The sequence below is a fragment of the Flavobacterium caeni genome, assembly GCF_900101895.1.
GTDB classification, from domain to species: domain Bacteria; phylum Bacteroidota; class Bacteroidia; order Flavobacteriales; family Flavobacteriaceae; genus Flavobacterium; species Flavobacterium caeni.
The window spans coordinates 1-25,194 of record NZ_FMVF01000007.1; the positions used below are offsets into that span (position 1 = coordinate 1).

The following is a 25,194-nucleotide window of genomic DNA, read 5'->3' on the forward strand; positions in this document are numbered from 1 at the left end:
AAGAATCGCATCACCGGCAAGGGCTTCGGCGAGGCCGAGCCGAAGGTGGACTGCGGCGAATCGTGCACCGAGGAGCAGCACGCACAGAACAGACGTAGCGAGTTCCTTATTGTGAAATAATGTAACTACATTATATACCAAAAGCCCCCGATACAACGGGGGCTTTTTTATTGTACACCGGTGGTGTCATGGTACTGGCTTTCGGCAATAGTGTTAATCGGTCATTCTTGTAAACGAGAAAGCATTTTGCTAGAAGCTTTATACGCGACTATTCTTCGACCCTTTGTCCAACAGATTCGAAAGATTATTCTTTGACGATCTTGACGACCGATTTTTTGTCTTGCGCTGTGATTTCGAGAAAATAGATACCCGATCCGCCTTTGATTTCCAGTTCTGGTTTATCGGTCGAAACATTGCTTTTCTTCCATATTTCTTGTCCATGGATGTTGCGCAGCACCAAAGAAACCCCTTCGGCATCGGGAATGCCCGCGAGGATAAATTTGTCTTTTGTAGGGTTCGGATACACACTGAAAGGGTTTTCGAATCGGTTGACCTCGACGCCCAACAGATGCGATAGGTCGTAGATCCTGACGTGTCCTGCTTCGTTTCCGTTGCCATCGTTTTGAATGGCCCCGATGGCAACGGTACCCGGGTTGGGCATCGAAACCGAATGTCCCGACTGGTCCAAAGGCGCCTCACCGTCTATATCGACGCCCACTTGCATCCAGTTTGCGCCATTCCAAGCGTAGATTCGGGTGTGGCCGGCTTGCCCGTTGTTGGCGATGGCACCGATGGCTACCGTGTTGGCATTGGGCATGCTTACCGAGTCTCCTGATTTGTCGTTTTGTGCTTCGCCGTCTATGTCTGCACCTTTTTGAACCCACGACGAACCGTTCCATTGGAATATGCGAACATGGCCCGCCTGCGGGAAGCTTCCGTCGTTGTCTTCGGCACCTATGGCGATGGTGTTGTCGTCGGGCATGCTGATCGAACTGCCTGAATAATCGGCATTGGCTTCCCCGATAATGCTGTTGCCCTTTTGGATCCATGACGCGCCATCCCATTGATAGATCTTAACCTGCCCCGTATTGCCCGTCGTACCGCCTTGCGAAGCGATGGCCACCACGTTGGCAGAAGGCATGCTGATCGCGCTTCCCGAATAGCTCGCCACAGCGCCGTTGATGGAAGTGCCCCTTTGCACCCAATCGCTGCCGTTCCAATCGAATACCTCGACCTGACCCGAGAAAATGCCGTTGGCATCATGCCAAGGGCTGCTCACGCCGATTGTATTGGCGTCGGGCATGCTCACCGAACTGCCGAACAGGTACCCGAAGAACCCGGGAGAAGCCTCGCCTTGTAATACACTTCCTTTGAGTTGCCACGCCGATCCGTTCCATGTAAATATCTTTACTTGTCCGGCATCGAGGTCGGTACCGTCGTTTTGCGGCGCCCCAATGGCTACCGTATTGGCATCGGGCATCGAAATCGTACCACCAAATAGATCGTTCGCGGCATCGCCGTCGAGGTCCAATCCTTTTTGTGTCCAGGCCGAACCAGACCAGTTGTATATCCTGACTTGGCCTGAGCTTCCGCCGTTGGCATCGTTCTGCGGCGCGCCGATGGCAATGGTGTTGCTGTCGGGCATGCTTACGGCAAATCCCGAGCGGTCGCCGGTGGTTTCTCCATCGATGTCGTTTCCTTTTTGAATTTGGGCATCGGCGAATTTGCCGCAAAGCAAAACCCCCGAAAGTGCGATGGTTCTTAAAGTTACTTTTTTCATTATGTAAGAATTTATAGATTATTTGCAAGAAACGAAGCATTTGACCAAGAGGCAATGGGTCATTTGTCCCAGATTGTGGCGTTGCACCGTGCTTGGGGTTCGAACCGCGGCGCGAAAGATTAGGTCTGCCTTTCCCAAGCATGCCATTGTTGTTCTTTTTGCTCCTGTATCCAATTTGACAGAACTTCTGTTGTAAAAAAACTGTTGTGATTTTTTTACAACAGATTTTTCACAACAAGTTTGTTTGAATATTGGTTTAGGAATACGCCAATCAAATCGTTCTTTCGGTAGAAGGCGTACAAGGAAGGGCATGCGTGCGCTAGGAAAGCCCTAAAGGCGTACATATGTCCGAAATCATAGAAACAAAAAAAGAGGCCCTAAAGCCTCTTTTGTATTGGTACCAAAAATACTTAGTTGATCACGATGTCGTCGATACGTGCGGTTGTAGTAATGGTGGTTGTCCCGACATGCTCGAATACAAAGAAGCCATTACCGGTCAAGCTTGGCGGAATGTTAAACGTCGCGTTCTGCAGAAAATCATTTTGACTTCCCGAAGCAGGATACTGGATGTTGAAGCTGGCCGTGATATCGGCAAATGTACTTACATCGAACGGATCGCCCGCAGCGTATTGATCGCCCGTGACATAGTAAACCTTTAAGGTTTGGCCGGCCATGAACCTGAACTGCGACTTAAACGTCATGGTGCTGGCCGCATCAAAATTAACAGGGACAAACAAGTAGGCCTTGGCGTTGATGCTGCTGCCGTTGGAACCAAATGACGTCATCTCGATATACTTGTTGCTCGAAAACTCTTTTACCTGCCAATACCTGTTGCCCTCTGTACGGTCGTTGACGTATTTAGGGAATTCGGTAAAGTTGGTTGCATAGCTCGTAAAAGGCTCGTTGAGCGTACTGTCGAAAGTAACAGCCGTTCCTCCGATTGGTGCATGGGGAATAAAGCGATCGCCAGCGAGTTTGATGTCGTGGATCGTACGCGGTAAGAATTGGTAGGTGCTGCCGAACTTGGTCAAAACGCCTCTGATGGTTCCCGATGCATTAGGGATGACATCGCCTGCAAAATTGGCGAATTCGCTGATACGTAAAATGACGGAGCCGCCCAAATCGTCGTTGAGCGTGTGGTTGGTTGCGCCACCGATTGAGTTCACGCTCGGGTCATAATACTTCTTGCCCACCGAGGTGCTTGAAAGTTGTACATTTTCGAATTCGATCAACTTGTTCAAATTGGCGTCGTCGAGTGCTTCGGCAATCGTCATATGGTTTACAAGGGTTTCCTCGTCAACCTTGTCGCAAGAACGAAAAATCACGTTTTGATACGTCGCGCCCGAGAGACGGCCTACGGCATCGTCGTCCGGATCATCGGGTGTGTTGCCGTTGTACAAGCCGCCGGCCTGGTAACCGTTGTTTTTGATCAAGTAAAGATCTTTGAGCTTGATGAATACTTTTCTGCCCGGCTCGTATTGCGTGTACAGGTTGTAATTGTCTACCGGGATGCTGAAGCCCATCGCGCCGTCTACAGAGACGAATGAAATCGATTTGTAAAAGGTGCCCCCTTCGTCGCTCGACGTAACATAAGCTTCGATGGTTTTGTCATCGGTATACTGAACCGGTAGGTCTGGCCAGGCAGGCAAGGCCGATGTAAAAATGTCAGAAACCGCGGCGGTCACCGGAATGGTGGTACAATAACCAGACAAATCCGGTGTATTGTAAACGTCATCGTTAACGCAGCCCGAAAAGGCAGCAACCAACGCGACAACGGGAACTATTTTAAAAACTTTCATAAGCTTATTTTGAAGTGTAAACATTTAAATCATTAATCTGGTACAAACCGTCGAGCGCAGTGTTCGATCCTGAACCGATTGCCTTGAAACCGACACTGATGTGGCTTTGTCCGACGAACGAAGACAAATCTATTTCTCCTGAACGAACCATGTCATAACCGTCATCGTCGTTGGTTGCGAATTTGGCGTCGAATTGGGTCCATGTCGCTTCTTCGAAATTGGTACCATCGAAATCAGAAGAAACCCAAAGTTCGACGCGGTTGTTTTCTGGATCGGAAACAAAATTCTGGGCAGAGGTAAACGACATCTTGATGTTGTTGTATTGCGCAACAGGAATCTGCGGCGAAATGGCCCACGAAATATTCGTAGACTCGCCATTGCCGTATGGGTTAAACTGGATGGTTCCGTCGCCGTCGAACATTTCTTCAGTCCAAAGTTCGGTGCCCACCTCTGGGTAGTTGGTCCAACCTTCAAAATCAAAGACGGTGTTGTCTACGGCTGTGTTGAAATTCTCGGAGAAAAACGCCTCGTTGATTGGCGGGATCGCGAAATCATCATCTTCCACGCAGCTTGCGAAGCCCAAAGCGAGCGCCACAAACAAAATTGGTTTTACAAATTTATTTTTCATCGTGCAATTTTTAGAAGTTAACGTAAAGGTTTACGAAATAAGTCCGTCCGTAACCGTAGAAATATTTAGGACCAAAACCACGGGTGCCGCTGGCGGTGTCCTGTACATAATCGGGGTAAGTCGCTTTTCTCGATTGTTCGAATCCGCCGCTCTTGTATATTTGGTCCAACACGTTGTTCACCGTTGCAAATACACCAAAGGTAGTGCTCTTGATTTTCCATGATTTACCACCGGTAAGGTTTACAAGGTAGAAATCGTCGAATTTTTCCTGCTGCAACGCTTTTCTCACGTTGTCGGGCGAGGCACCGTCAAACGATACGCCGTTCGGGCCGATCGTGAAATTGTCTGTTCTCAAAACGCTCGATACGTCCAAATAATTGTCGGCGAGGTAGTTTCCGTTGACGCCTACCCACCAGAATTTAGGACTTCTGTATTCTATTCCCAACGAGTAAGCCTGTTGTGGTGTTCCAGAAACACGGTAGTCTTTGATATAGGCAGGGCCAAAATCGGTAATCGCGCGGTTGCTCAATGCCAAGGCGTCGTCGTTGATCTTGAGGTTCGGGTTGTTGGTGTAGGTATATTGTCCGTAGTTGGCGGCAGCGTTGATTTCGATCGTAGGCGTAATCTGGTATTCGATACCCAATTCTACTCCGATGTTTTGTTTGTCGATACCGGTCAGCAATTCGCTGATGAACGAGTCTTCGTTGTCGGTTTCGTCCGAAATGTTTTCGGCATAGTAGAACTGCAATTCAGCCGTGTTTTGGATCTTCGAGTAGAAAGCGGTCAAACGCGCCTTGAGTTTTGGTGCACGCAAGATGTAGCTCAAATCACCCGCCGTTACGGTTTCGTCGGTTACACCTGGTGTAAAGGCGTTGTTGTTACGCGCGTTGGCGAAGGTGTTTCTAAGGCTAGGTGCCTTGGTCATGTATACGGCGTTCAAGTCGAAGAAACTTCTGCCCGACATTTTGTAGGTCAAGCCACCTTTGAATCCAAAGTTCTCGTAAGAGATTTTCGCGCCCTTGCCGAATGAAGTGTTCGGATAGTGTCCGTTGCGGAACAAACCTTCTCTCTGGTACTCCGATCTTGAATATGTTTGCGCCAAATAGAAATCAAACACGCGGTAGTTGAACTTAAACTGTGTAAAGGCATCCCAAGTGGTTGCGAACAAGTTGTAGTTGTAACCTGCTTTCCCGCCTTCGTAAACCTTCCCGTTCGGGTTGTTCAAATCGAATTGTGCTTCGTCGCCCACAAAGAAAGGATCGACGTTTAAGTAATAGTCTGCGCCCAACAAATCGGTTACCACTGCATAGTTGTGCGATTTGAGTTTACGGAACGTAGCCCCCGCGTTCAAGCTGATGTGGTCGGCCAATTGCGAAGACAAGATCGAGTTGGCCGTAAACTGGTCGTCGTCGTTGCGTTGCTCGGTAAGCATGTGGGCCGCTTCGCCCGTGGCGGTATTTTGGTTGGCCACATACATCGAACCCCAGTCTATCTGGCGGTTCGCAAACAATTTGATCAGGTTATTGTTGGCCTCAACATAGTTCGGCTGCCACTGTCCTTCGAGCGGGCCCGAAGTGGCATGATAGTTCAAGTAATAACTTGGTAATTTTCTGTAATAGGTAGGGTCTGGATTGTTACCTATCGGATTCTCCAAACGCGAGTTGGCCACGCGGCCGGTTTGGTAGGCCACATTGGTATTGAGGTTCGTGCGCGGAGAGATTTTCCAGTAGTGGCTCAAGATGTTGATCGGCTCCTCGACGTCTTTGTCACGCGAGTTGCGTTTCTCGCCACCTTGCCAACCCCAGTACGAGTTGTATTTATGTCCGAGCAAATCGGTAACTTCCTGCGTGTTCGGCGAGTTCTTGCCGCGGCTGTTTTGCGCGTAAATCGACGTGAAGTTCAAGGAGTGTTTGTCGTTGAATTTTTTCTCGACGCTCAAGAACAAAGAGTTCGCGGCATAGTCGGTACCGTCAAAGTAGCCTTCCTGTGCCCATCTTCTCGAAGCCGAAACCACAAACGCCCAACCGTTGGTGTTCATTCCAGAGGCGTGGGTTCCCATCATCCTCCAGCTGTAGTTGGTGTTGGTTCCCGAGAATGAAATCCTCGAGCCCGGACGATAAATAGAAGCGCGGGTGTTGATTTCCTGCGTTCCGAGGATACCGCCAAAGGTATAGTCTGACGGATGAGAACCCATGGTAAACTCCTGGTTTCTCGTGGCGTCGTTAAGACCACCCCAGTTGCTCCACTGCGGTCTTCCGTCGTATAGTTTGTTCATCACCACGCCGTTGATCATTGTGGTGCCGTATTCGTTGTCGAGTCCGCGGATCCTGAAACGCGCTTGGCCCCAGTTGAATGCGGCGGCCTGTTGGTAGGCATCGCGGCTGGCCTGGAGCAAGCCCGAGGTACTTTCCGATCCCGAGTTGTCGTCACCCAAGTCGTTTTCGGTGATGGTGATCAACGCGAGCTGTTGCTCCTCGGTGATGTCCTCTTCGAGTACCACCACGCCCAAATCGAGAATGTTTCCGGCAGTGAGTTCTACCTGAAGCAATTGCGCCTTGTAACCTTGTGTCTTGATTTCCATGACCTGGCTTCCTGCGGCAAGGTTGTTGAACGTGAATTTACCAGTGACATCGGTAACCTGCGTCAGGTTGGCATTCTGGATCGTAGCGACCACATTTTGCATCGGTTTTTGCGTCTTGGAGTCGACGACCTTTCCGGTAACGCCTGTTCCCGATTGCGCGAAACCAACCACAACTTGCATCGCAATTAGAATACTTAAAACAAGTTTTTTCATAAATAAAAATTAGTTAAAATTTTGAATCTTAAGTCTTAATAAAAACTTAACAGCCCGCAAATGTACATCTTTTAATAACATTACATACCTTTGGCCCGAAATTTATAGCAAAGTTCACCGTAATTTAATATACGTGTTTTTATGAGGATTAGCAGATTTATTGCCGTGTTTATTGTATTATTCGCAATTCAAGCGTCTGTTGCACAGCAAAAAAAATTTATTGTGCATACCGTTGCGTTCTACAATCTAGAGAACTTGTTTGATACGATCAACCAGTCCAACAACGACGAAGAATGGTTGCCGAAAGGGTCGCAAAACTGGACCGGCGCCAAGTACAAGCAAAAAATAAAGAACATGGCGCGTGTCATTTCTGAAATCGGCACGAGCGAAAACCCGAACAATTCGCCTACGCTTATCGGCGGAGCGGAAATAGAAAACCGCGGCGTACTCGAAGACCTGGTCAAAGACCCGCAAATCATCCGTAAGGATTACGGCATCGTACATTTTGATTCGCCCGACAAACGCGGTATCGACGTGGCTTTGCTCTACCAAAAGAAATATTTCAAGCCTACGAGCTACAAAAACATCCCGCTGTACATCTACAGCAACGCCACCGATAAGGAAAAGGAGAAAGAAAAAGAAGACAAAGACGACGAAGCCGATGACAAACCCGCTGCGCCAACGGCAGACAAGCGCGTCTACACACGCGACCAGTTGCTCGTGACTGGAATGCTCGATGGCGAAGAAATCCACGTGATCGTCAACCACTGGCCTTCGCGCTCAGGTGGCGAGAAGAAAAGCAGCCCGTTTCGTGAGGCGGCCGCGAGGCTCAACCGCAAAATCATCGACTCGCTGATCCAGATCAACCCCGATGCCAAGGTCATCACCATGGGCGATTTGAACGACGGGCCGTACAACAAAAGCGTCAAGGTCGAGATCGGTGCCAAGCTCAAACGCGACCAGCTCAAGGAGTCCCGCGACGTGTACAACCCGTTCGAGCAAATGCAACGCGAAGGGAATGCCACGCTGTTTTACCGCGACGCCGGCGACATTTTCGACCAGATCATGTTTACCGAGCCGCTCGCGCGCAAGGATTTTTCGTCGTTCCGTTATTGGAAGGCGGGCATCTACAACAAACCGTACCTGATCACGACCACCGGACAATACAAAGGCTATCCGTTGCGTCATGGGGCCAATGAAGTAGGGTACAGCGACCACTTTCCGGTGTATATTTATTTGATCAAAGAGTCGAAGTAAGTCGTAAAGTCATAAAGTCATAAAGTCGTAAAGGCGTGATGACAGTGCAAAATGAGATCGGTTCGCCGGTCTTTTTTTGTATCTTAGCGTTGACTAAAGCACCTGCTTTTTAGACTTTATGACCTTTAGACTTTACGACTTTCACCATGAAACCTTTCAACCTGAACCGCTGGATAGACGAAAACCGCCACTTGCTCAAACCGCCTGTGGGCAATAAGAACCTGTACGCCGAATCCGAAGACTATATCGTCATGGTCGTGGCCGGCCCGAACGCGCGTAAAGACTACCATTACAACGAGACTGAGGAATTGTTCTACCAGCTCGAGGGCACCATTAAAGTCATCATCCAAGAAGATGGCCGGCGCAAGGAAATGGAACTCGGCCCCGGCGACATGTACCTGCATCCGGCCAAAACCCCACATTCACCGGTGCGCTCGGCCAATTCAATCGGCTTGGTCATCGAACGCAAACGGGCGGGCAAAGGCTTTACCGACGGGTTGCTGTGGTTTTGCGAAAACTGCAACCACAAACTCCACGAGGTGTATTTTGAACTTAACGACATCGAGAAGGACTTTTTGCCGCATTTCAAACATTTTTACGGCAGCAAGCCCTTGCGCACCTGCGACCACTGCGGTACCGTGATGGATACCGATCCGCGGTTTATCGATTAGTTTTTATTTTCTTGGGCGTGCCGGCGCAACAAAATGGTCGGAATTGAGACATGCACGGGCGCAGTCGGGCTTTCCGCTCACCCGAGCGATAGCGAACCGACCGAACACCAATTAAAATAGTAAGTTGGCGAGGTAATCTTTTGCGACGGTTGAGCAAGTCGCAAAAGGATGCCGCTGTCCCCGAAGCGTCGGGGCCTCAGGCAACCGAGAAACTTAGAACGATTAATTGTCAATTGTCAATAATCGAGTACATTTGTGGAATAAATAATAAGAATAAACAATAAATAATAAAATATAATGACAATAGCCCAACAATTCGGCATGACCGAAGCACTGGCCCAACTCGGCATCAAAGCCGTCAACGAAGGCACCTCGACCGGACAAAACAACTTTGCTTCGGGCGACATCCTCGAATCGTATTCACCCGTAGACGGCCAACTCATCGGCAAGGTAAAAATGTCTACCGCCGCCGACTATGAAAAAGCCATGCAGGCCGCGACCGAGGCTTTTAAAACTTTTCGATTGATGCCAGCCCCGCAACGCGGCGAAATCGTACGCCAGTTTGGCGAAAAATTGCGCAAGCGCAAGGAAGCGCTCGGCAAACTCGTTTCGTACGAAATGGGCAAGTCGTTGCAGGAAGGCTATGGCGAGGTGCAGGAAATGATCGACATCTGCGATTTCGCGGTGGGTTTGTCGCGCCAATTGCACGGGCTTACCATGCACTCGGAGCGTCCGGGGCACCGTATGTATGAGCAATACCATCCGTTGGGTATCGTCGGGATCATTTCGGCGTTCAACTTCCCGGTGGCGGTTTGGTCTTGGAACACGGCACTGGCCTGGATCGCGGGCGACGTGTGCATCTGGAAACCTTCAGAGAAAACGCCTTTGTGTGGCATCGCGTGCCAGAACATTATTGCCGAGGTCCTCAAAGAAAACAACCTGCCCGAAGGCATTTCGTGCCTTGTGAACGGCGACTATAAAATCGGTGAACTCATGACGGCCGATACAAGGGTTCCGCTTGTTTCGGCGACCGGATCGACGCGTATGGGCAAAATCGTCGCGCAGGCCGTGGCGGCCAGATTGGGTAAATCGTTGCTCGAATTGGGCGGCAACAACGCCATCATCGTCACACCCGACGCCGACATCAAGATGACCGTCATTGGTGCGGTATTCGGCGCGGTGGGTACGGCAGGACAACGTTGTACGTCTACCCGTCGACTGATCATCCACGAAAGCATTTACGACAAAGTGAAAGATGCCATCGTGGGTGCTTATGGGCAGTTGCGCATCGGCAACCCGCTCGACCAAAACAACCACGTGGGCCCGCTGATCGATACGCATGCCGTCGATTTGTACAAAAAGGCGCTTGAACAAGTGGTGGCCGAAGGCGGAAAAATTCTCGTCGAGGGCGAGGTTTTGTCTGGCGCGGGATACGAAAGCGGCTGTTATGTCAAGCCGGCCATCGCCGAGGCAAGCAACGATTTCAAGATCGTCCAGCACGAAACTTTTGCACCGGTGTTGTATTTGCTTAAATATTCGGGCGATGTAGAAAATGCGATCGAATTGCAGAATGGCGTGGCGCAAGGGCTTTCGTCTGCCATCATGACGAACAATTTGCGCGAGGCCGAAAAATTCCTTTCGGTGGCGGGATCTGATTGCGGGATCGCCAACGTCAACATCGGTACTTCGGGCGCCGAGATCGGCGGTGCTTTCGGCGGCGAGAAAGAAACCGGTGGCGGCCGTGAATCGGGGTCGGATGCCTGGAAGATCTACATGCGCAGACAAACCAATACGATCAATTACACCACCAACCTGCCGCTCGCGCAGGGCATCAAATTTGATTTGTAGACGCAACCTTTTGGACACGTCCACATCATAGAAGCAGTTTAAAAAATTGCTTTACTATTCAAAGGAAGAACCGGCCGTCAAAAAGCCGGTTTTTTTTGCAACCTTTTTTTGTAAATTGTATCTGCAAGTAGTACAACCAAAAACAACAACCATGAGAAAATTACTGCTGCTTTTTGCCTTGACGCCACTGTTGATGGCACATACCTGTGAAGACGACGATTACCACCGCCACCATCATCCTTGTACGACCGAGGCGCGGGCGGGAATCAACGTGACGGTTACGCTAAACGGAGAGGCCATCACGACACCGTCGGGGATCGTGGTCACGGCGCGTGACGGGAACTACATCGAGGATTTGCAGCCCATCATTCCAGACACGCCCACTTTTTCGGGTGCATGGGAACGTCCCGGGTTGTATATTGTAACCGTTTCAAAGACGGGTTATCAAACGTATACATCCGAGCCGCTGCCCGTACATCGGGACGAGTGCCACGTGATTCCGGAGCACCTGACAATCAATTTGGTGCCCAACCCATAAAAAAACCCGCTTTTAAAGCGGGTTTTCTATTTTATGGAACGTTTCGGTTAAAAACCAAACGAGGCACCAATGTTAAAAACGAATTGGTTGTTGTAGGCCTCTACACCCACGACATTCTTGTCGTACTTGGCGATAGGAAGCTCGGCTTCTGTAAACACACCGAATCCGTCGCTAAAGAAGTAGCGCGCGCCCAAGTGCGTACCAAAATTGCGCAAACCGACGTGCAAACCTGGATAAACATCCACAGCCGACGGCAAGCCCATCACGCTGCCCAAATTCGCGCTGAAACGCGCCTTGGCATCGAAACGGTCCTGAAACTCGGGCGCATCGGGAACGGTAACCGGGAAACCAAAAAAGTTGTTTTCCAAACGGTACGAATCGTCGGCGGCGAGCAAATAAGTAGCGGTGAATCCGTAAGAGATGTTCTCGCCCAACCCGAAATCGGCAGAAACACGGATACCCGTACCGCCACTTTGGATGTTGGCCCCTACTTGAAATTTCTTGTCGCCCTTGCCTTTGTAGGCCTGTGCATTTACGCCCAGCGCAACGGCCAAAGCGATCAGTGTAATGATTTTCTTCATGTTACTTGTTTTTGAATAGTGCGGCAAATGTACTGTTTTTTACAAATTCCGGCCATTTTCCTCGGGGTAAAGTTGCGGCAACGGGTCGCTTTGCCAGAATTTTTTAGAATCGACGTCCATAATGGTGAGCGGTCCGTGAAAGGCGGCGCCGGTGTCTACGTTCCAAATATTGCCCCTTTTGACGGGAACGGTTTGCCCGATACGCGTCACGGGAGTGTGTCCGAGGAAAATCTCTTTGTACAACAACAGGCGTCGCGGATAGGCCAAATCGTCGGTCTTCATGGTCGGGTCGAGCGCAAGTGCCGTTTCCCAGAGTGTTCGGTCCCAATACAGCATGCGCGGAAAATGTTCGAGCGTGACGCCGTGTAGGCTCGTAAAGCCCGCGTGTACAAAAAGTCGGTTGTCTTCGTCAAGATGGTAGTCCTGTAGCGACCCAAGAAAATCGCGGTGCTTTTTGCGGATGTCGCTGTCGATGGTTTCATAGGCGGCTATGGTGACGCTGCCGCCGTGTTTGTTCCACAGCAGGTTGTCTTTGGCGCCGCCCAGCCATTGCCACAACAATTCGTCGTGGTTGCCGCGCATAAAAATACAATCGTGGGTTTTGCGGAACTCGATCAAAAAATCGAGCAATTGCGGGGTTTGGCTCCAGCCATCGGCATAATCCCCCAAAAAGATAAGTTGGTCGCTGCGGTTCACTTGAGCGCGCTCCAAAACCTGCTTGAGCGCAATCAATGCGCCGTGAATATCGCCTATGACTAAGGTGCGGTTCATCTCTTAAAGCTAGCTATTAGCAAAAGTAGGCGAAAATAGTTTAACTTTTTATACAGAAAATTAGTGCTAAAAAACCTGCGGGATCAGTCTTTTTTTTCGGCTTCTTTTAGATTCAGTTTGGCCTGCGTTGCCATCAGCGAGTTCGGATGCTTGGCGAGAAAGGCGGCCGCGCTGAGCTTGTTCCAGTCGGTGAGCTCGGTTCTGATGGTATCGACATTGGTCAAGCCTTTTTCGACCTTCATCATGTTGCACAACGCATAGACCATATCGAACATCAGGTCGAAATAGAACTTTTTGTTGGGGTCGAGCGCGCCGTATCGGCAAAAAAACTCGAGCCGGTTGACGCCTACGGTTTCTTTGAGTTCGCCATTTTCATACAACTGCGTTTTCAAATGGCCCTCGGGAAAATCAAGCTGGATGTAGGCCACGCCAAAGTAATTGTCGCTTACGCTGATACCTGTCGCCTTAGAAAGATCGATGTTTTCGGTCAAGGCCAGCACTTCGGTATCGCCGGTTTTTTTGAAGACCGCCTTAGACGCCATTCGGTCGGCAAACCATATTTGGAAATTCTCCTCGGGGAAGCTTAGCGTTTGCAGTTGGCCGCTGGCATCTTTGTAGGTCGTGCCTTCGGTCATCGCCTGCCATTTCGAAACAACCACCGACAGCGAATCGAGCGCTTCGAACGATGCCTGGGCATGTCCGACACTTGAAAAAAGCAAGAGGAGTAGCAGGCGTTTCATCAGTTGGTACATTTGGCGTCGGTACTAAAAATCCGGTAACCTTCGATGGTTTGTTCGGTGTCGAGCGAAAGATTGAGGACGTATTGTTTGCACGGCACCACAAAATTGTCCTCGCAACCAAACGAATAGCCCGATCTTGGCCGTGTAATTTCGGTAATGGCCGAGGCGCGGTCGGTATACATGATCGCGCGGAATTCGACATCGGCCCAGTTGCGCACGAATTCGGGCTCGGCCTGGTCGATGTAGACATGGATCTGGTTTTTCGGCCACGAAACCAGCGAAAATTCCTTGACGCCGCCAACGGTCATTTCCTCGCCGTATTGGTTGAGTATGAGGTTTCGGAATTTTGTATAGCTCTTGTCAGAAAACGTCAATGAAAAATATTTCGAGTTCTCGATTTGGCGAAATGAGCAAGAATACGCGTCGTGTTGTTTTTCATAAACGACGAGGGTGTCGATCTTGAATCCGTAGGTTTTTTTCTTGTTGTCGACAAACGGTACAATTTTTAGATCGACATCCTCGACAGGACCGCCGCTTTCTTTGACTTTGACCTTTCCTTTGTCGGCCAAACTGCGGTATTTTTCGATCATCGCCTGACGCGCCTGGCGGTCTTTTTCCTCCTGCGCTTTTTTGCGCGCGAGCGCTTCAGCTTTGCGTTGCTGTTCTTCCTTCCAGGCTTTTTCTTTCGCTTCGGCGTCGGCTTTTTGTTTGGCGAGCAGGGCATCGACGCGGCGTTTTTCCTCGGCCTGTCTTGCCTGGTGCTCCTTTTTTGCTTTGACCGCGCAGGCTTCGCAACCACATTCGTCGAGTGCACGGCCTTTGACGGGTGCGCGGTTTTTCGCAATGTTGTACGGGCTGTATTTGCAGCGCATGCATTTGGTGTTGTGCGTTTGCGCGATGGCAGGCGTCAGAGCCAGAAAAAACAGGAGTAAAAAGAGGTGTCGCAGCATGTTTGGGGTAAAAGCTAAACTTTGACGTCAAATATAGGGAATATCAGCGGTATACGGCGGCGCAAAACGTAGTCCGTTGGCGCCCTGCGGATTAAGTTTTAACAAAATGTACAGAAAAACTGTAAAGGAATGAAAATGGGGTGACGTAAGTTTACAGTATCAAAGCCGGCTAATTTGTTTAATCTTAATTTTTACGCCATGAAAAATTTTATTTTAGGACTATGTGCCACATTTTTGTTTTCTGTTGCCGTGCAGGCGCAGCACAACACGTACACCAAATCTGCAATGGTAGTTTTGGTCAGCGGAGCCAAAAGTACTTACACCAAAGGGATGACCTACAAGGATTGGGTTGCCAATATAGCGGGTAAATCGGCGGTTCCGTCGCCACAAGAGGACAAGGTGCTCAAGGATGTGTACGGATTTTTATCGGTCAATGCCAATCCGGAAACCATTTCAAGGAACTACAGCGGGCAATCGCTCTTGGAGCTGGCCAAGACAAAAGGTAGCCTTGGGACGTTGTCGGCGTCCAACGCAAAATGCGGATTTTGGTGCGAGTTGCTCAATGCCGTAGTCAGGGCAATCATCGACTATTTATCGGAGAATCCACCGGTTGTGAACCCTTAGTAAAAGAGAAGTCAATCTGTCCGAACTCGGCCTTGTCGGATTCGGACAGATTTAAAAATCAACGCCATGAAAACAATATTTATCTTATTTACAAGCCTTTTTACCGTGATGTTCCACGCGCAAAACAACCATTATGCGAAATCGGCAATGGTAGTCTTGGTCACCGAGGCGAACAAATCCTTCGCTAAGAATATGACCTTTGACAATTGGAAAAAACAACAACTGGGTACCGCCGCGCGTACCACCGCTGAGGATAACTTTTTGAAGGACGTCTATCGGTTTTTGGACAGCGACGCAAGCCCGGAAAACATCTTCAAGAACTATGACGGCGCCTCATTGGTAGCTTTGGCTAAGTCCACCGTCGGCCCTGGTGCGCTCTCGGTTTCTGCCGAGCGATGCGGATTCTGGTGTCAGCTCTTTGCGTATTTTTTTACAGATTATAGAAGTTATATACAAGAAATTGTCTTTCCGTAAACCAACCCGATACTTATGAAGAACCTTTGGCTGTTATCATTTTGCACCGTTTTGATTTCCTGTACCGCAGTCAGACAAATCAAAGACCAGGAAATTGTCCATAAAAAGCAATGCGAGTCCTTCGATTTGAGCGACGGGGCAATTGTGCTCAAAACAACAATCGATGGAAAAAAACACGATTTACTGGTGGACACCGGAGCAACCCTTACCATAATCAATGATACGACGGTTATTACCGATTTGTATAAAAAGGAGGTGGGTTCGCTGGGAACGGTTGTTGGTTCAGACCGGAAAAATGCGGTTGCCAGGCGCAGCGTAACGGTCGATTTTGAAACGACGCTTTTCGAGAGCAAGAACAAAGTCGTGACTTTGATTTCGAAACCTCAGTCAAAGTGCGGGTCTTCGTCAATAAAAGGGATTATTGGGACCGACTGCTTTTTTGGGCAGGAGGATCCATTGTTTTTGAATTTCACGGATGGCAAGATATGCCTCATCGACCAAGCGCAAATGCAAAGCCGATTGGAAAACAAAGGATACAGGGAGGTTAAGTCGACGTGTAGTTTGGGTAAGGTATACATCTATTTGACTGTTGCCGGAACCGAGCATAAGTTTACTTTCGATACGGGCTACACAGGCCAGATTGTGATGCCCTACGATGAAAAATTAAACTGGGACAACTACAACCGAATGGAATTGGATGGGTCGGCGTTTGCAACGGCCATTTCGCAAACGCAAGGAACGGAGACATATTTCGAAAAAGTCCCGGTTTTAATCGCGGGTCACAAATTGAACGCAAAACCTATTCTTTCAGGCACGATCAAATCGCAGGTCGTCGGCATCCAATTCCTAAAAGGGTTCGATTGGATCATCGATTACAGCAATAATAAAGTTTACGCCAAACGCAATCATCTTAAAATTGAGGACTTGTTTTTGCAAAGAGTCCAATACCAAGTGACGGCCAAAGACAAGCTGCTTGTCACGCTCAAGGAACGAAAACAAACCCGATACAACCTCGGCGACGAAATAGTTTCGGTCAACGGACAAAAAGTCACCCCCGAGAACAATTGTGAGTGGCAGGCGTTTTTGAACAAGACCGAGGATTGGAGCGCCATCGATTTGCAAGTAAGTCCTGTGGTGAAACCCTAAGAAATGACACACCATGAAAACACAGCGGTATTGGGTTGTACTCTTGCTTTTGCAGGTCCATCTGTCGTTTTCAAGACCGAATACGTCCGATCCGGGCCAGATCATGCGCGAGATGCACCAAGCGATCCACAGCACGAATTGGAATTATGCGGCGTTGCGGTTCGACAAACAAATCGAGCTGAAGCAGGTGTGCGGACGCCTGTATTTTGCCCAGACCACCGAGGCGAAAGTCGAACTGTTGGCGCATCGGCTAAAAATCATGGACGAAATGACGGCGTTGGCCGACGAGAACACCAACGAAGTTTGCAAGATCCGGTACCTCAAAGGTTTGCAGGTGATCAAGTCGTTGTATGAAAAAGTGCTCGGGCTCGACCATCATTTTGCTTCGGTAAGGACGCTGAGCGAGATCAACCGCATCTCCAACCCGAACCAGTACCCAGAGTACACCAAGCTCAAGGAAGTGGTTGCCGCCAAAAAGGACAAAAAGTTTGCCGTCGATTTGACCGGCGTGCTCGGCACCAACACCATCGTGTCGCTGGTACAGACGTTCACCAACATGATCGGATCGGCCCTGACCAAAGAAGAAAAGGAAAAAGAATTGGCCCGCGTGGAATGCATACTCGATTTTACGTTGCGCATGCAAGGCGACCTCAATACGATTTATTTCGAGACCGCTTTTTTGCAGACCAGCAACAACAAAGTCAAGGAAGATATCGAAACGTTGTTTCGCGACTATACCAAGCCCATCGGCTACATGCCCTCGCTCGAGGAATGTCGAAAAAATGACGACTGGGAAACCGTCACCCAAAAAATGAACGAGTATCTGTCGCGTATGAAAAACGAAAGCGGCAGCGCGCAATACAGGATGCAGGTGAACGTCGAGTTTCCGATCGATCGGTTGTTGCAATTCATCAACCAGTACAATAGTTTCATAGACCAAGGGGCCAAGTTCTACGAGAAATTCAAGATCATCCTCGACAGCTATGAAAACCAAAAACAGTGCGAAAGCCAGCTGCCGCACGAATACAAAAAACTCCGGTCGGACATCGAGCTGGCCATCCAAAAATTCAATACGGCCTACAAACCCGTAGAAATCAACGGGACCAAGATGAAGGAAATCCTTTATGGGCTCAACGAATTTGAATAGCTACGTTCTTATTTGATCATAATTTAGTGAATTTGGGTAGGGGAGGCCGCGTCGGTCTCCCTTTTTTAAAACTTTACGCCATGAAAACTTTTTTATCCGCCTTGTTGGGTTTGTGCAACAGCGGCCTGTTTGCGATTCACATCCACAACGTACAGATTACGCCCATCGATCTGCAAACGGTAAACGTCAGCCTGACCACAGAAGCCGAGGAATTGTATTATTTCGATTCCTGGAATTATGTGCTCGCCGGAAACGTGCTTACCGTAAACGCTTTTTTTATCGAAGGGTTCGGGTCTACGATCGCCTATTTGAACAACAATTTTGCGGTTCCGCTATCGGTTCCGCAGCAGTACACGGTGATCATCAGGGTTTTTTACACCAATACCGTTTATGCGTTCAAAACCTTGAAAGACATGGTTCGCATTCCTTACCGGCATCCAAGGCGGCTGCCAGAGGTATTACGCGGATAGTTCGGCCAACCGCTGCAAAAAATCGTCTTTCCTGCGCGTAGAAACGGGCAGTTTGGAATTGTCCTTGAGCACCACAAAGCTGTTCTTGCCGTTTTCGAATCGTTTGACATAATCCAAATTGACCAAGTGCGCGCTGTGGATCCTGAAAAAGCCGTGCTTGGTCAAGATCTCGTCGTATTTTTTGAGCGTACGCGAATCCTTGAGCGGTTTGCGGTTCTTGAACGTAAAAATGGTGTAGTTGCCGGCCGCTTCGCAATGGACGATGTCGGGGATGTCGAAAATTTCTTTCCCTTCAGACGTTGCGACCGTGAGCTTGCCGTTCTTGAGGTTTTGAAAGTGGTCCGAGGCAATCTCGAACGCGCCGGTCGATGGTTCGGCGGTGGTGCGTTGCGAAAGCCTTTCGACCGTTTGCACAAAATCGTCTGGATCGACGGGCTTTAGCAAATAGTCGATCGCGCTGAACCGAAAAGCCTGGATGGCGTACTGCTCGTATGCCGTGGCGAACACCACCTGAAAATCGATTTTTTCGAACCGTTTTAGCAAATCGAAACCCGTCTGGTCGTGGATTTGTACATCCAGGAAAATACAGTCGGGCTTGTGGACATTGATGGCGGTGTAGGCCGCGTCGATGTCCGATGCGGTGTCTACAATTTCGATAAGCCCCGGCGCATAATCGGCTACCAGTCGCTCGATACGGCTTGTGCAATGGGCTTCGTCGTCGATGATGATGGCCCGGATCATACTTCGGATTCGTTTAGCGGCAACAACACTTCGACGCGCGTTCCTTTGTCGAGGTCGACCAAATGCACCGATGCGTTGGTGTTTTGCATTTTGTTGAGCAATTCGATCCGGTCCTTGGTGATTTTCACACCATAGGACTTGCCGTCTTTCTTGGCCGTGTTTTTTCGGCCCGAGCCGTTGTCTTCGACTACGCACTGCAGCATGTCGTTGCGGCGCGTGGCTTCGATGGTTATTTTTCCGGGCCCTTGGTTGTCGGTCATGCCATGCCAAATGCTGTTTTCGACAAAAGGCTGCAGGATGAGCGGCGGAACCAAGGTCGTTTCGGGATCGATATCGGGGTCTACCTTGAACTCGAACGTAAATTTTTGGTTCAAACGCACCGCTTCGAGTTGCATGTACAAATCGAGCATCTTGAGTTCGTCGGCCAAAGGAATGGTGGTTTCCTCTGAATTTTCGAGCGTGCCGCGCATGAGTTTCGAGAATTTGGCCAAATAATAGTCGGCCGATTTGATGTCGTTCTTGCCGATGTAGTCGCTGATCGAATTGAGCGAGTTGAAAATGAAATGCGGATTCATCTGCAACCGCAAAACCCGCGTACGCAAATTGGCCACGGCCGCGCGGTGCTCCGACGATTGACGTCGGCGGTAGCCCGTAAAAAGCAAAAAGCCCGACAACAGCAAAACCGCGCTGCCCCCGATGGTTCCGTAGCGGATGACTTTTTGACGTTCGATTTCGGCTTCGGCCGCGGCCTGTTTTTTGTCGGCTTCGAATTGCACTTCCTTGCGCGCGATTTCTTCTTTTTTCTCCGATCCGATGATGCTGTCGCGTAGTTGCGCAAAATCTTTGTATGTCGTATAGGCGCGGTCGTAAATCTTGAGGTGGTTGTAGGTTTCGGCCAGGATCCCGAGTGTCTGGTATTTGAGCGAACCCAAATCGATCGCCTTGGCCGTTTCGAGTCCGCTTTCGAGGTGTTCGCGTGCCTGCGCATATTGTCCGCTGTAGTAGTAACATTCGCCGAGCGCGATGGTGATTTCGGCGACCATGTCGGCTGCGCCGAGCTTCTGGGCCAGATCCAGCCCTTGTTTGTAGAACGCAATCGCCTCGGGATATTTTTTTTGCTGGTTGCGGATGTTACCCTTGTTGCTGAAGTAATACAGATACGCAATGATGTATTCCGTTTTTTGCGCCAGTCGGTAGGATTCGTCGATGGTCGATTCGGCCAACTTGAGATCGCCGCTGTCCATATAGGCCGACGACAGGTTGATGTACCCACCCGCGAGCATTCGGTCGTCGCCCATTTGTTGGAACAACGCGATCGCTTTTTTGTTGGCGGCAATGCTTTTGTCGAACATGCGCATGCGGGTGTAGCAAATCGCGAGGTTATTATAAACCGTCGCCTTGCCAAGGATTTTTTTCTTCGGATCGGCTTTGACTTTTTCCAGGCTGGTCATCGACTGCAGGTGTTTTTCGATCGCCTTGTCGTAAATTCCGAGGGCAGCATAAATCGTCCCCAGCTGACGCAAACACGAAAAAACGCCGCGTTCCCACTGCAGTTTTCGGCTGAGGTCTGTGGCTTGTTGCGTGATGGCCAACGCTTGTTTGGCGTCGGTGCGTTGCAACAGGTCGCCTAGCGCAATCATGTTTTCGGCGCGTACGGTATCTTGTTTTGTGTGTTGCGAAAGATCGGTGCGCAACGAATCGATCATCTTGTCCATGGGCTGTTGCGCAAATACAGATGGCGTGACAAAAAAGATCGCCACAAGCGCTATTTTCTGAAACATAACGGTCTCGGATTATACGTTTTAACAAATATAGGAAAACATCTCAAAGTTGTACAGATAATCAACCGCATAGCGCGCGCAATCAAAAAGGCGTGCGTGGCGCGACCAACCGCTACATCTTGCACAAAAAAACCAAGACCATGACCGTAATCCGAACCCTAAAGGCAATCGTGTGCTGGAATGCGCTGGGGACTTTCTTTTTTGATTTTGTGACGGTCGATAACCGCAGACAGTGTGCTTTTACCGGACTCGATTTGGTTTTCGGAAGATCGATGGCATGTATGGGGCTGTTTGAGCTCGAGCCCAACCTGTGGGGAATTTTGTTGCTGGCCGTTACGGTTGCGGCACTATTTTGCGCGATGGTGCACCGTTGCGGTAAAGGGATTTCGATGCTTTTTTCGGCCATGGGCATCGTGATCCTGGTGTTGCTTCAGCTTTCTTTCGTGGGCAAACCAGCCATTGAAACGATGCAAATGGCGTTTGGTTATTGGCTTTGTTTCGGGTTGTTTTTCGTGCTGGGTTTGCTGGGCTTCTTCGAGGCAAACGGCAAAGACAAACGGCAAAACGACGCGACGGTACACATCAACATCTTTACCAACGGGTCACGGAACCCAGGCCGGGACATGGGATAAATGTCGTATTTTGAGATAGATAGCGTCGGAGTGTGCAAAAAAATCATATATTGCTTCACGAAAGCCCCTTCACTTACACGTTTCCGCATCGCATGCCTCCCCAATCGACTTTTTCCGCTTTACTGATCGGGTATGCTATTGCCCAATTTTGATGCCGCCGCACATAATCAATGAAAATGGGCAGGCACTCAACCGATTGGTTGTGGGTGGAAGCTTTGGGATAGATTTGAATTAAATTAACATTAAAACAAAACACAATGAGAACAATTACTTTTTTGGCTTTCCTGTTGGTCATTTTTTCAGGTAATGCCCAGCCGCGCAAGTGGCGCGTAAACAACAACCCTTCGTACAACATTGCGCAAAATGGCGTGACCGTATTCAATGATTTGCAACAGGCCGTAAGTACTGTACAGTCGGGCGACACGCTTTATGTAGAGGCTTCGGCAATGGACTACGGCAATGTGATCGTGCAAAACAAGGCCATTCACTTTGTGGGCAGCGGGTACTTCCTCAACGAAAATCCGAGCACCCAACACAATACGCTCGCGGCGCGTATCAGAAGGATTACTTTTGATGTGGGTTCAAGCGGATCGAGTGTATCGGGGTTGGAGCTTACCGCGCAAGGATCTGTGGCAAGCATCGTTTTTACAAACACCGATTTGAGTAATATCACAATCCGTCGTTGCAACTTGGAGCAAGAGCTGGACTTTAACAACAACGCCGATCATTTGATAACCAATATTTTAGTTGAGCAGAGTTTCGTTAACGACATTGCAGTATTTGTGGGGCCAGTAACGAATGTCGTTCTTACAAATAATTTCTTCCCGAATTTGACGATTCCAGAACATTTTATCGCTGTAATATCACAAAATGTATTCGGGAATATTGTCAACATCCAAGGCCAGCCGTTCTACAACAATATTGTTTTGGGCAGTTCGATCAACCAAAACAACAACAGCATCAACAACATCCACCACAATTTGTTCGATTTTGCGCAGCCTGCGTGGCTCAACGGCGGCACCAATGTGTTTGGCGTACCACAAGCGAACATTTTTGCCGATCTCAATGCGTCGAGCGACAAAAAGTACCAACTCAAGCCGCAAAACGAATGTCCAGGCTGTTACCAGGGAACCCCGGCGGGGCAGCAGGTGGGCATGTTCGGCGGATCTTCTCCGTACAGGATCAGCGGCGTTCCAGCGATTCCTGCAATCTACAACATTCTGTCACCAACCGGCGTTGCAGCCGGCGGACAACTCAATGTCACTTTGAGCACGCGCGCAAACAACTAAGCCATGAGAACAATTGCAATTTTTTGTGCGCTTCTGGGCTCGTTGTCGGGCTTCGCGCAATCGATGGTCAAGATGGAATATTTTATCGATTCTGATCCGGGCTATGGGCAAGCCACGACGCTTATGCTACCCGCTCAAAATCAAGTGGCCGATTTCGGGTTCAGCATTCCGATTCCAGCAGAAACAGAGATCGGTCTTCATGTGGCCGGGTTTCGCACTTGCGATTCGAATGGTGTATGGGGACAGACGAACTTTCATACATTTCAAACCATAGATGCTGCAGTCCCTGCGATTGTTGGTATGGAGTATTATTGGGACGCCGATCCGGGGTTTGGCAACGGTCAGTTTCTCTCTGTAAACAATGAGGTTCAGCCGCTTTCGATTTCGGCACCGTTTGATTTGACGCCGGGCCTGCACAACGTTTTCTTTCGGGCCATCGACAGCAACGGGCGGTTTTCTCATACCAATTATAAAATTGATGTAGAAGTTTCGGAGAATATGGGAATCGCCGAACTCGATAAGATGGGCATTAAGGTATACCCCAACCCCATCCAATCCGAACTCAACATTCAACTCGATTCCGGCAAATCACGCCTGATCATCCACGACATCCACGGCAAGCAAATGCTCGATACCGTGGTCGATCAAACCGCAAAGATTGATTTGTCGCATTTGTCGGCGGGGATTTACACCGCTTACTTTTGGAAGGAAGCCAATAAAATTTATGTTGTTAAACTAATCAAACAATAGTCATGAAAAGAACAGTCGCAATAGCTCACCTTTTTGTTGCTTGTGCACTCGCCGCCTTGCCATTGGGCTGCAGCGGTGACGATTCGAGCTTAGCTAACCCAATACCACCAACAACACAAATGGGCAACACCATGAAAGTGCGCGAAATCTCAACAAGCGGCAGCCATACGTTGGCGATCCAAACCGATGGTACGCTTTGGGTCTGGGGAAACAACTCCTCTGGCGGTTTCGCCAATGGCGTCAAGAATGGCAGCCAGTTAAGTACACCCATACAAATCGGACTCGACAACGATTGGAAGCTCGTGGTGGCCGGTAGTCCGTCTTTTGCGATCAAGAACAACGGGACGCTTTGGGGTTGGGGCCAAAACAACAACGGACAACTCGGCATCGGCAACCAAACCGACACCTATGTGCTTACACAAATCGGTACCGACAGCGATTGGAAGACCGTCGATTCAGGCTCCAACATGACCATTGCCCAAAAAACCGACGGCACTTTATGGGGTTGGGGCAGCGGTACTTCGCTAGGCATGGGAACCCAGTTCGCACTCGATAATCAAAATGTGTTGACGCCGTTTTTAATTTCGACGGACACCGACTGGAAGCAATTTTCGGCCAACCTCCATGTATTAGCGGTAAAAAACAATGGTGAACTGTGGGCTTGGGGCAATGACTTGCTGGATGTGTTTGGTAATCCGGGTCAATTGATTACACACGATCGCGTTAGGGTTGGAACCGACAGCGATTGGTCGCAAGTAGCGGTGTCACAAGGAATGTCTATGGCCATCAAATCCAATGGCGCTTTGTATACTTGGGGGTCGGGGCAAATGGGAAGCCTGGGCAGAGCAGGAAGTGGCGACACACCAGGGCAAGTAGGAACCGATTCAAATTGGATTTCGATAGCCGCCGGGTATTACAGTTGCCTCGCATTAAAATCTGACGGGAGCGTTTGGGCCTGGGGTTTACGGGCTAATGGCGGCGGAGCGAACAATTTATATGATGCCGCGCCGGTCCAACCCAATACAGATACCCATTGGACCAAAGTAGCCATGGGCGGCGGGCTTTGCTATGTCGTTAAATCAGACCAAGCCCTTTACGGATGGGGTGCCCGCTATCATTTGTTCGGCTACGCCAACGACCGTCCGGCCGACAACCCCGTTCCCATGCATTGGCCTTTGTAAAAGCTAAAAAACCAAAATCATGAAAAAAACAATCTTAATCCTGCTGCTCGGCATCGGCCTGTCGGCCAACGCCCAGAAAAGCAATACCCAAGCCTACGATCTGATCCTCAAACTGATCCCCGACGCGGGCAAAACCACATCATGGCAATCTGCAAAAGACGCGACCAAAGGATTGGTCACCTGGACAAAAGCGACGCCGAGCAAAGAAATAATAGAATACAACATCATCGGACAAGCGATGCTGGGTTACGATTCCCAACAAATAAAATGCGATGGAAAACCATGTGAAACTAGTGTGACACTGTCAGGCCCGACCACCAAGACCTACAATTTGATTGTATTGGAGTTGCCTCCCGATGGGCTTCCCGCCATCCAGCTCGAAAAGTTGTTTGGGAAAAAGCAATTTACCGCCAAAATAGTCAAGAAAGAAATAGATGAGGGTCTGGGTGGTGTAATCTACTATGAGGTGCAGTTTCCCGGGAAGCCGTTGGTTTGGATACAGACGTCTACTTTTCCTGCGTACCGTGAAGAGCAATCGAACGACTTTTCAATTACAGTATTCCTATCGAAAAAAGACATGCTTTCCCGTATGTAATTGCACT

The 25,194-nt window shown here is 49.4% G+C and carries 24 protein-coding genes; 14 read left to right on the forward strand and 10 right to left on the reverse strand.

From position 1 onward, the window contains the following. Nucleotides 1-304: 304 nt before the first annotated feature. The 4 genes from BLP55_RS07890 to BLP55_RS07905 form a co-directional block, all read right to left on the reverse strand. Nucleotides 305-1,780, reverse strand: coding sequence for a T9SS type A sorting domain-containing protein (locus tag BLP55_RS07890; protein ID WP_091141809.1), 1,476 nt, complete (start codon nt 1,778-1,780; stop codon nt 305-307). A gap of 410 nt (nt 1,781-2,190) precedes the next feature. Next, nucleotides 2,191-3,579, reverse strand: coding sequence for a DUF5689 domain-containing protein (locus BLP55_RS07895; RefSeq protein WP_091141810.1), 1,389 nt, complete (start codon nt 3,577-3,579; stop codon nt 2,191-2,193). A 4-nt stretch (nt 3,580-3,583) separates the two neighbouring features. Next, entirely contained in the window at nt 3,584-4,207 is a 624-nt protein-coding gene (locus tag BLP55_RS07900; protein WP_091141811.1) for a DUF5017 domain-containing protein, read from the reverse strand. Between the two features lie 10 nt (nt 4,208-4,217). Next, complete coding sequence (locus BLP55_RS07905) at nt 4,218-7,001, reverse strand: carboxypeptidase-like regulatory domain-containing protein (RefSeq protein WP_091141812.1); 2,784 nt, start codon at nt 6,999-7,001, stop codon at nt 4,218-4,220. A 141-nt stretch (nt 7,002-7,142) separates the two neighbouring features. On the opposite strand from BLP55_RS07905, the gene BLP55_RS07910 reads away from it, so the two are divergent. The 4 genes from BLP55_RS07910 to BLP55_RS07925 all read left to right on the forward strand — a co-directional run bounded on the left by BLP55_RS07910 (nt 7,143) and on the right by BLP55_RS07925 (nt 11,315). After that, on the forward strand, nt 7,143-8,258 hold the full coding sequence (locus tag BLP55_RS07910; protein WP_091141813.1) for an endonuclease/exonuclease/phosphatase family protein: 1,116 nt from the start codon (nt 7,143-7,145) through the stop codon (nt 8,256-8,258). A 146-nt stretch (nt 8,259-8,404) separates the two neighbouring features. Continuing rightward, nucleotides 8,405-8,929: a 3-hydroxyanthranilate 3,4-dioxygenase gene (locus tag BLP55_RS07915; protein WP_091141814.1), complete on the forward strand. Its 525-nt coding sequence runs from the start codon at nt 8,405-8,407 to the stop codon at nt 8,927-8,929. Nucleotides 8,930-9,223: 294 nt separating this feature from the next. Further along, complete coding sequence (gene amaB, locus BLP55_RS07920) at nt 9,224-10,777, forward strand: L-piperidine-6-carboxylate dehydrogenase (protein WP_091141815.1); 1,554 nt, start codon at nt 9,224-9,226, stop codon at nt 10,775-10,777. A 151-nt stretch (nt 10,778-10,928) separates the two neighbouring features. Then, nucleotides 10,929-11,315 (forward strand): carboxypeptidase-like regulatory domain-containing protein, encoded by a 387-nt coding sequence (locus tag BLP55_RS07925; RefSeq protein WP_139149624.1) that lies wholly within the window; start codon nt 10,929-10,931, stop codon nt 11,313-11,315. Nucleotides 11,316-11,362: 47 nt separating this feature from the next. On the opposite strand, the gene BLP55_RS07930 is transcribed toward BLP55_RS07925, so the two are convergent. The 4 genes from BLP55_RS07930 to BLP55_RS07945 all read right to left on the reverse strand — a co-directional run bounded on the left by BLP55_RS07930 (nt 11,363) and on the right by BLP55_RS07945 (nt 14,357). Next, nucleotides 11,363-11,896 carry a DUF6646 family protein gene (locus BLP55_RS07930; protein WP_091141817.1) on the reverse strand — a complete coding sequence of 178 codons (534 nt, stop codon included), beginning with the start codon at nt 11,894-11,896 and terminating at the stop codon, nt 11,363-11,365. Between the two features lie 39 nt (nt 11,897-11,935). Further along, entirely contained in the window at nt 11,936-12,667 is a 732-nt protein-coding gene (locus BLP55_RS07935) for a metallophosphoesterase (RefSeq protein ID WP_091141818.1), read from the reverse strand. Nucleotides 12,668-12,750: 83 nt separating this feature from the next. Then, a complete protein-coding gene (locus BLP55_RS07940; protein ID WP_139149625.1) occupies nt 12,751-13,407 on the reverse strand; it encodes a hypothetical protein in 657 nt (218 codons plus the stop codon). Next, nucleotides 13,407-14,357: a hypothetical protein gene (locus tag BLP55_RS07945; RefSeq protein WP_091141820.1), complete on the reverse strand. Its 951-nt coding sequence runs from the start codon at nt 14,355-14,357 to the stop codon at nt 13,407-13,409. Before BLP55_RS07945 ends, BLP55_RS07940 begins: the two co-directional genes overlap by 1 nt. A 198-nt stretch (nt 14,358-14,555) precedes the next feature. Here BLP55_RS07945 and BLP55_RS07950 point away from each other — a divergent pair, with 198 nt between their 5' ends. From BLP55_RS07950 to BLP55_RS07970, 5 genes are all read left to right on the forward strand, one after another. Then, on the forward strand, nt 14,556-14,981 hold the full coding sequence (locus BLP55_RS07950) for a hypothetical protein (RefSeq protein ID WP_091141821.1): 426 nt from the start codon (nt 14,556-14,558) through the stop codon (nt 14,979-14,981). Between the two features lie 66 nt (nt 14,982-15,047). Further along, entirely contained in the window at nt 15,048-15,455 is a 408-nt protein-coding gene (locus tag BLP55_RS07955; RefSeq protein WP_139149626.1) for a hypothetical protein, read from the forward strand. Nucleotides 15,456-15,470: 15 nt separating this feature from the next. Beyond that, nucleotides 15,471-16,601, forward strand: a complete 1,131-nt coding sequence (locus BLP55_RS07960; protein ID WP_091141823.1) for a pepsin/retropepsin-like aspartic protease family protein — start codon at nt 15,471-15,473, stop codon at nt 16,599-16,601. A gap of 13 nt (nt 16,602-16,614) precedes the next feature. Then, a complete protein-coding gene (locus BLP55_RS07965; RefSeq protein ID WP_139149627.1) occupies nt 16,615-17,748 on the forward strand; it encodes a hypothetical protein in 1,134 nt (377 codons plus the stop codon). 80 nt (nt 17,749-17,828) lie between these two features. Further along, a complete protein-coding gene (locus BLP55_RS07970; RefSeq protein WP_091141825.1) occupies nt 17,829-18,218 on the forward strand; it encodes a hypothetical protein in 390 nt (129 codons plus the stop codon). Here BLP55_RS07970 and BLP55_RS07975 read toward each other — a convergent pair. Further along, a complete protein-coding gene (locus BLP55_RS07975) occupies nt 18,207-18,959 on the reverse strand; it encodes a LytR/AlgR family response regulator transcription factor (protein WP_091141826.1) in 753 nt (250 codons plus the stop codon). The genes BLP55_RS07970 and BLP55_RS07975 overlap by 12 nt on opposite strands. Beyond that, nucleotides 18,956-20,740 carry a tetratricopeptide repeat-containing sensor histidine kinase gene (locus BLP55_RS07980; protein WP_091141827.1) on the reverse strand — a complete coding sequence of 595 codons (1,785 nt, stop codon included), beginning with the start codon at nt 20,738-20,740 and terminating at the stop codon, nt 18,956-18,958. The genes BLP55_RS07975 and BLP55_RS07980 overlap by 4 nt, the downstream gene beginning before the upstream one ends. A 140-nt stretch (nt 20,741-20,880) precedes the next feature. Between BLP55_RS07980 and BLP55_RS07985 the strand changes: the two genes are divergently transcribed. The 5 genes from BLP55_RS07985 (at nt 20,881) to BLP55_RS08010 (ending at nt 25,187) form a co-directional block, all read left to right on the forward strand. After that, the gene (locus tag BLP55_RS07985; protein WP_139149628.1) at nt 20,881-21,372 is read left to right on the forward strand and encodes a hypothetical protein; all 492 of its coding nucleotides are present in this window, start codon (nt 20,881-20,883) and stop codon (nt 21,370-21,372) included. Between the two features lie 257 nt (nt 21,373-21,629). After that, complete coding sequence (locus BLP55_RS07995; RefSeq protein WP_139149629.1) at nt 21,630-22,661, forward strand: hypothetical protein; 1,032 nt, start codon at nt 21,630-21,632, stop codon at nt 22,659-22,661. A gap of 3 nt (nt 22,662-22,664) precedes the next feature. Beyond that, nucleotides 22,665-23,411, forward strand: a complete 747-nt coding sequence (locus BLP55_RS08000; RefSeq protein ID WP_091141831.1) for a T9SS type A sorting domain-containing protein — start codon at nt 22,665-22,667, stop codon at nt 23,409-23,411. 2 nt (nt 23,412-23,413) lie between these two features. Further along, on the forward strand, nt 23,414-24,592 hold the full coding sequence (locus BLP55_RS08005; RefSeq protein ID WP_091141832.1) for an RCC1 domain-containing protein: 1,179 nt from the start codon (nt 23,414-23,416) through the stop codon (nt 24,590-24,592). A 19-nt stretch (nt 24,593-24,611) separates the two neighbouring features. After that, nucleotides 24,612-25,187: a hypothetical protein gene (locus BLP55_RS08010; RefSeq protein ID WP_091141833.1), complete on the forward strand. Its 576-nt coding sequence runs from the start codon at nt 24,612-24,614 to the stop codon at nt 25,185-25,187. The last annotated feature ends 7 nt before the right edge of the window (nt 25,188-25,194 follow it).

Excerpts from the sequence above, each read along its gene's own strand:
- BLP55_RS07890 (WP_091141809.1), bottom strand. The coding sequence starts at position 1,780 with ATGAAAAAAGTAACTTTAAGAACCATCGCACTTTCGGGGGTTTTGCTT.
- BLP55_RS07895 (WP_091141810.1), bottom strand. The coding sequence starts at position 3,579 with ATGAAAGTTTTTAAAATAGTTCCCGTTGTCGCGTTGGTTGCTGCCTTT.
- BLP55_RS07900 (WP_091141811.1), bottom strand. The coding sequence starts at position 4,207 with ATGAAAAATAAATTTGTAAAACCAATTTTGTTTGTGGCGCTCGCTTTG.
- BLP55_RS07905 (WP_091141812.1), bottom strand. The coding sequence starts at position 7,001 with ATGAAAAAACTTGTTTTAAGTATTCTAATTGCGATGCAAGTTGTGGTT.
- BLP55_RS07910 (WP_091141813.1), top strand. The coding sequence starts at position 7,143 with ATGAGGATTAGCAGATTTATTGCCGTGTTTATTGTATTATTCGCAATT.
- BLP55_RS07915 (WP_091141814.1), top strand. The coding sequence starts at position 8,405 with ATGAAACCTTTCAACCTGAACCGCTGGATAGACGAAAACCGCCACTTG.
- BLP55_RS07925 (WP_139149624.1), top strand. The coding sequence starts at position 10,929 with ATGAGAAAATTACTGCTGCTTTTTGCCTTGACGCCACTGTTGATGGCA.
- BLP55_RS07930 (WP_091141817.1), bottom strand. The coding sequence starts at position 11,896 with ATGAAGAAAATCATTACACTGATCGCTTTGGCCGTTGCGCTGGGCGTA.
- BLP55_RS07935 (WP_091141818.1), bottom strand. The coding sequence starts at position 12,667 with ATGAACCGCACCTTAGTCATAGGCGATATTCACGGCGCATTGATTGCG.
- BLP55_RS07940 (WP_139149625.1), bottom strand. The coding sequence starts at position 13,407 with ATGAAACGCCTGCTACTCCTCTTGCTTTTTTCAAGTGTCGGACATGCC.
- BLP55_RS07945 (WP_091141820.1), bottom strand. The coding sequence starts at position 14,357 with ATGCTGCGACACCTCTTTTTACTCCTGTTTTTTCTGGCTCTGACGCCT.
- BLP55_RS07950 (WP_091141821.1), top strand. The coding sequence starts at position 14,556 with ATGAAAAATTTTATTTTAGGACTATGTGCCACATTTTTGTTTTCTGTT.
- BLP55_RS07955 (WP_139149626.1), top strand. The coding sequence starts at position 15,048 with ATGAAAACAATATTTATCTTATTTACAAGCCTTTTTACCGTGATGTTC.
- BLP55_RS07960 (WP_091141823.1), top strand. The coding sequence starts at position 15,471 with ATGAAGAACCTTTGGCTGTTATCATTTTGCACCGTTTTGATTTCCTGT.
- BLP55_RS07965 (WP_139149627.1), top strand. The coding sequence starts at position 16,615 with ATGAAAACACAGCGGTATTGGGTTGTACTCTTGCTTTTGCAGGTCCAT.
- BLP55_RS07970 (WP_091141825.1), top strand. The coding sequence starts at position 17,829 with ATGAAAACTTTTTTATCCGCCTTGTTGGGTTTGTGCAACAGCGGCCTG.
- BLP55_RS07975 (WP_091141826.1), bottom strand. The coding sequence starts at position 18,959 with ATGATCCGGGCCATCATCATCGACGACGAAGCCCATTGCACAAGCCGT.
- BLP55_RS07980 (WP_091141827.1), bottom strand. The coding sequence starts at position 20,740 with ATGTTTCAGAAAATAGCGCTTGTGGCGATCTTTTTTGTCACGCCATCT.
- BLP55_RS07985 (WP_139149628.1), top strand. The coding sequence starts at position 20,881 with ATGACCGTAATCCGAACCCTAAAGGCAATCGTGTGCTGGAATGCGCTG.
- BLP55_RS07995 (WP_139149629.1), top strand. The coding sequence starts at position 21,630 with ATGAGAACAATTACTTTTTTGGCTTTCCTGTTGGTCATTTTTTCAGGT.
- BLP55_RS08000 (WP_091141831.1), top strand. The coding sequence starts at position 22,665 with ATGAGAACAATTGCAATTTTTTGTGCGCTTCTGGGCTCGTTGTCGGGC.
- BLP55_RS08005 (WP_091141832.1), top strand. The coding sequence starts at position 23,414 with ATGAAAAGAACAGTCGCAATAGCTCACCTTTTTGTTGCTTGTGCACTC.
- BLP55_RS08010 (WP_091141833.1), top strand. The coding sequence starts at position 24,612 with ATGAAAAAAACAATCTTAATCCTGCTGCTCGGCATCGGCCTGTCGGCC.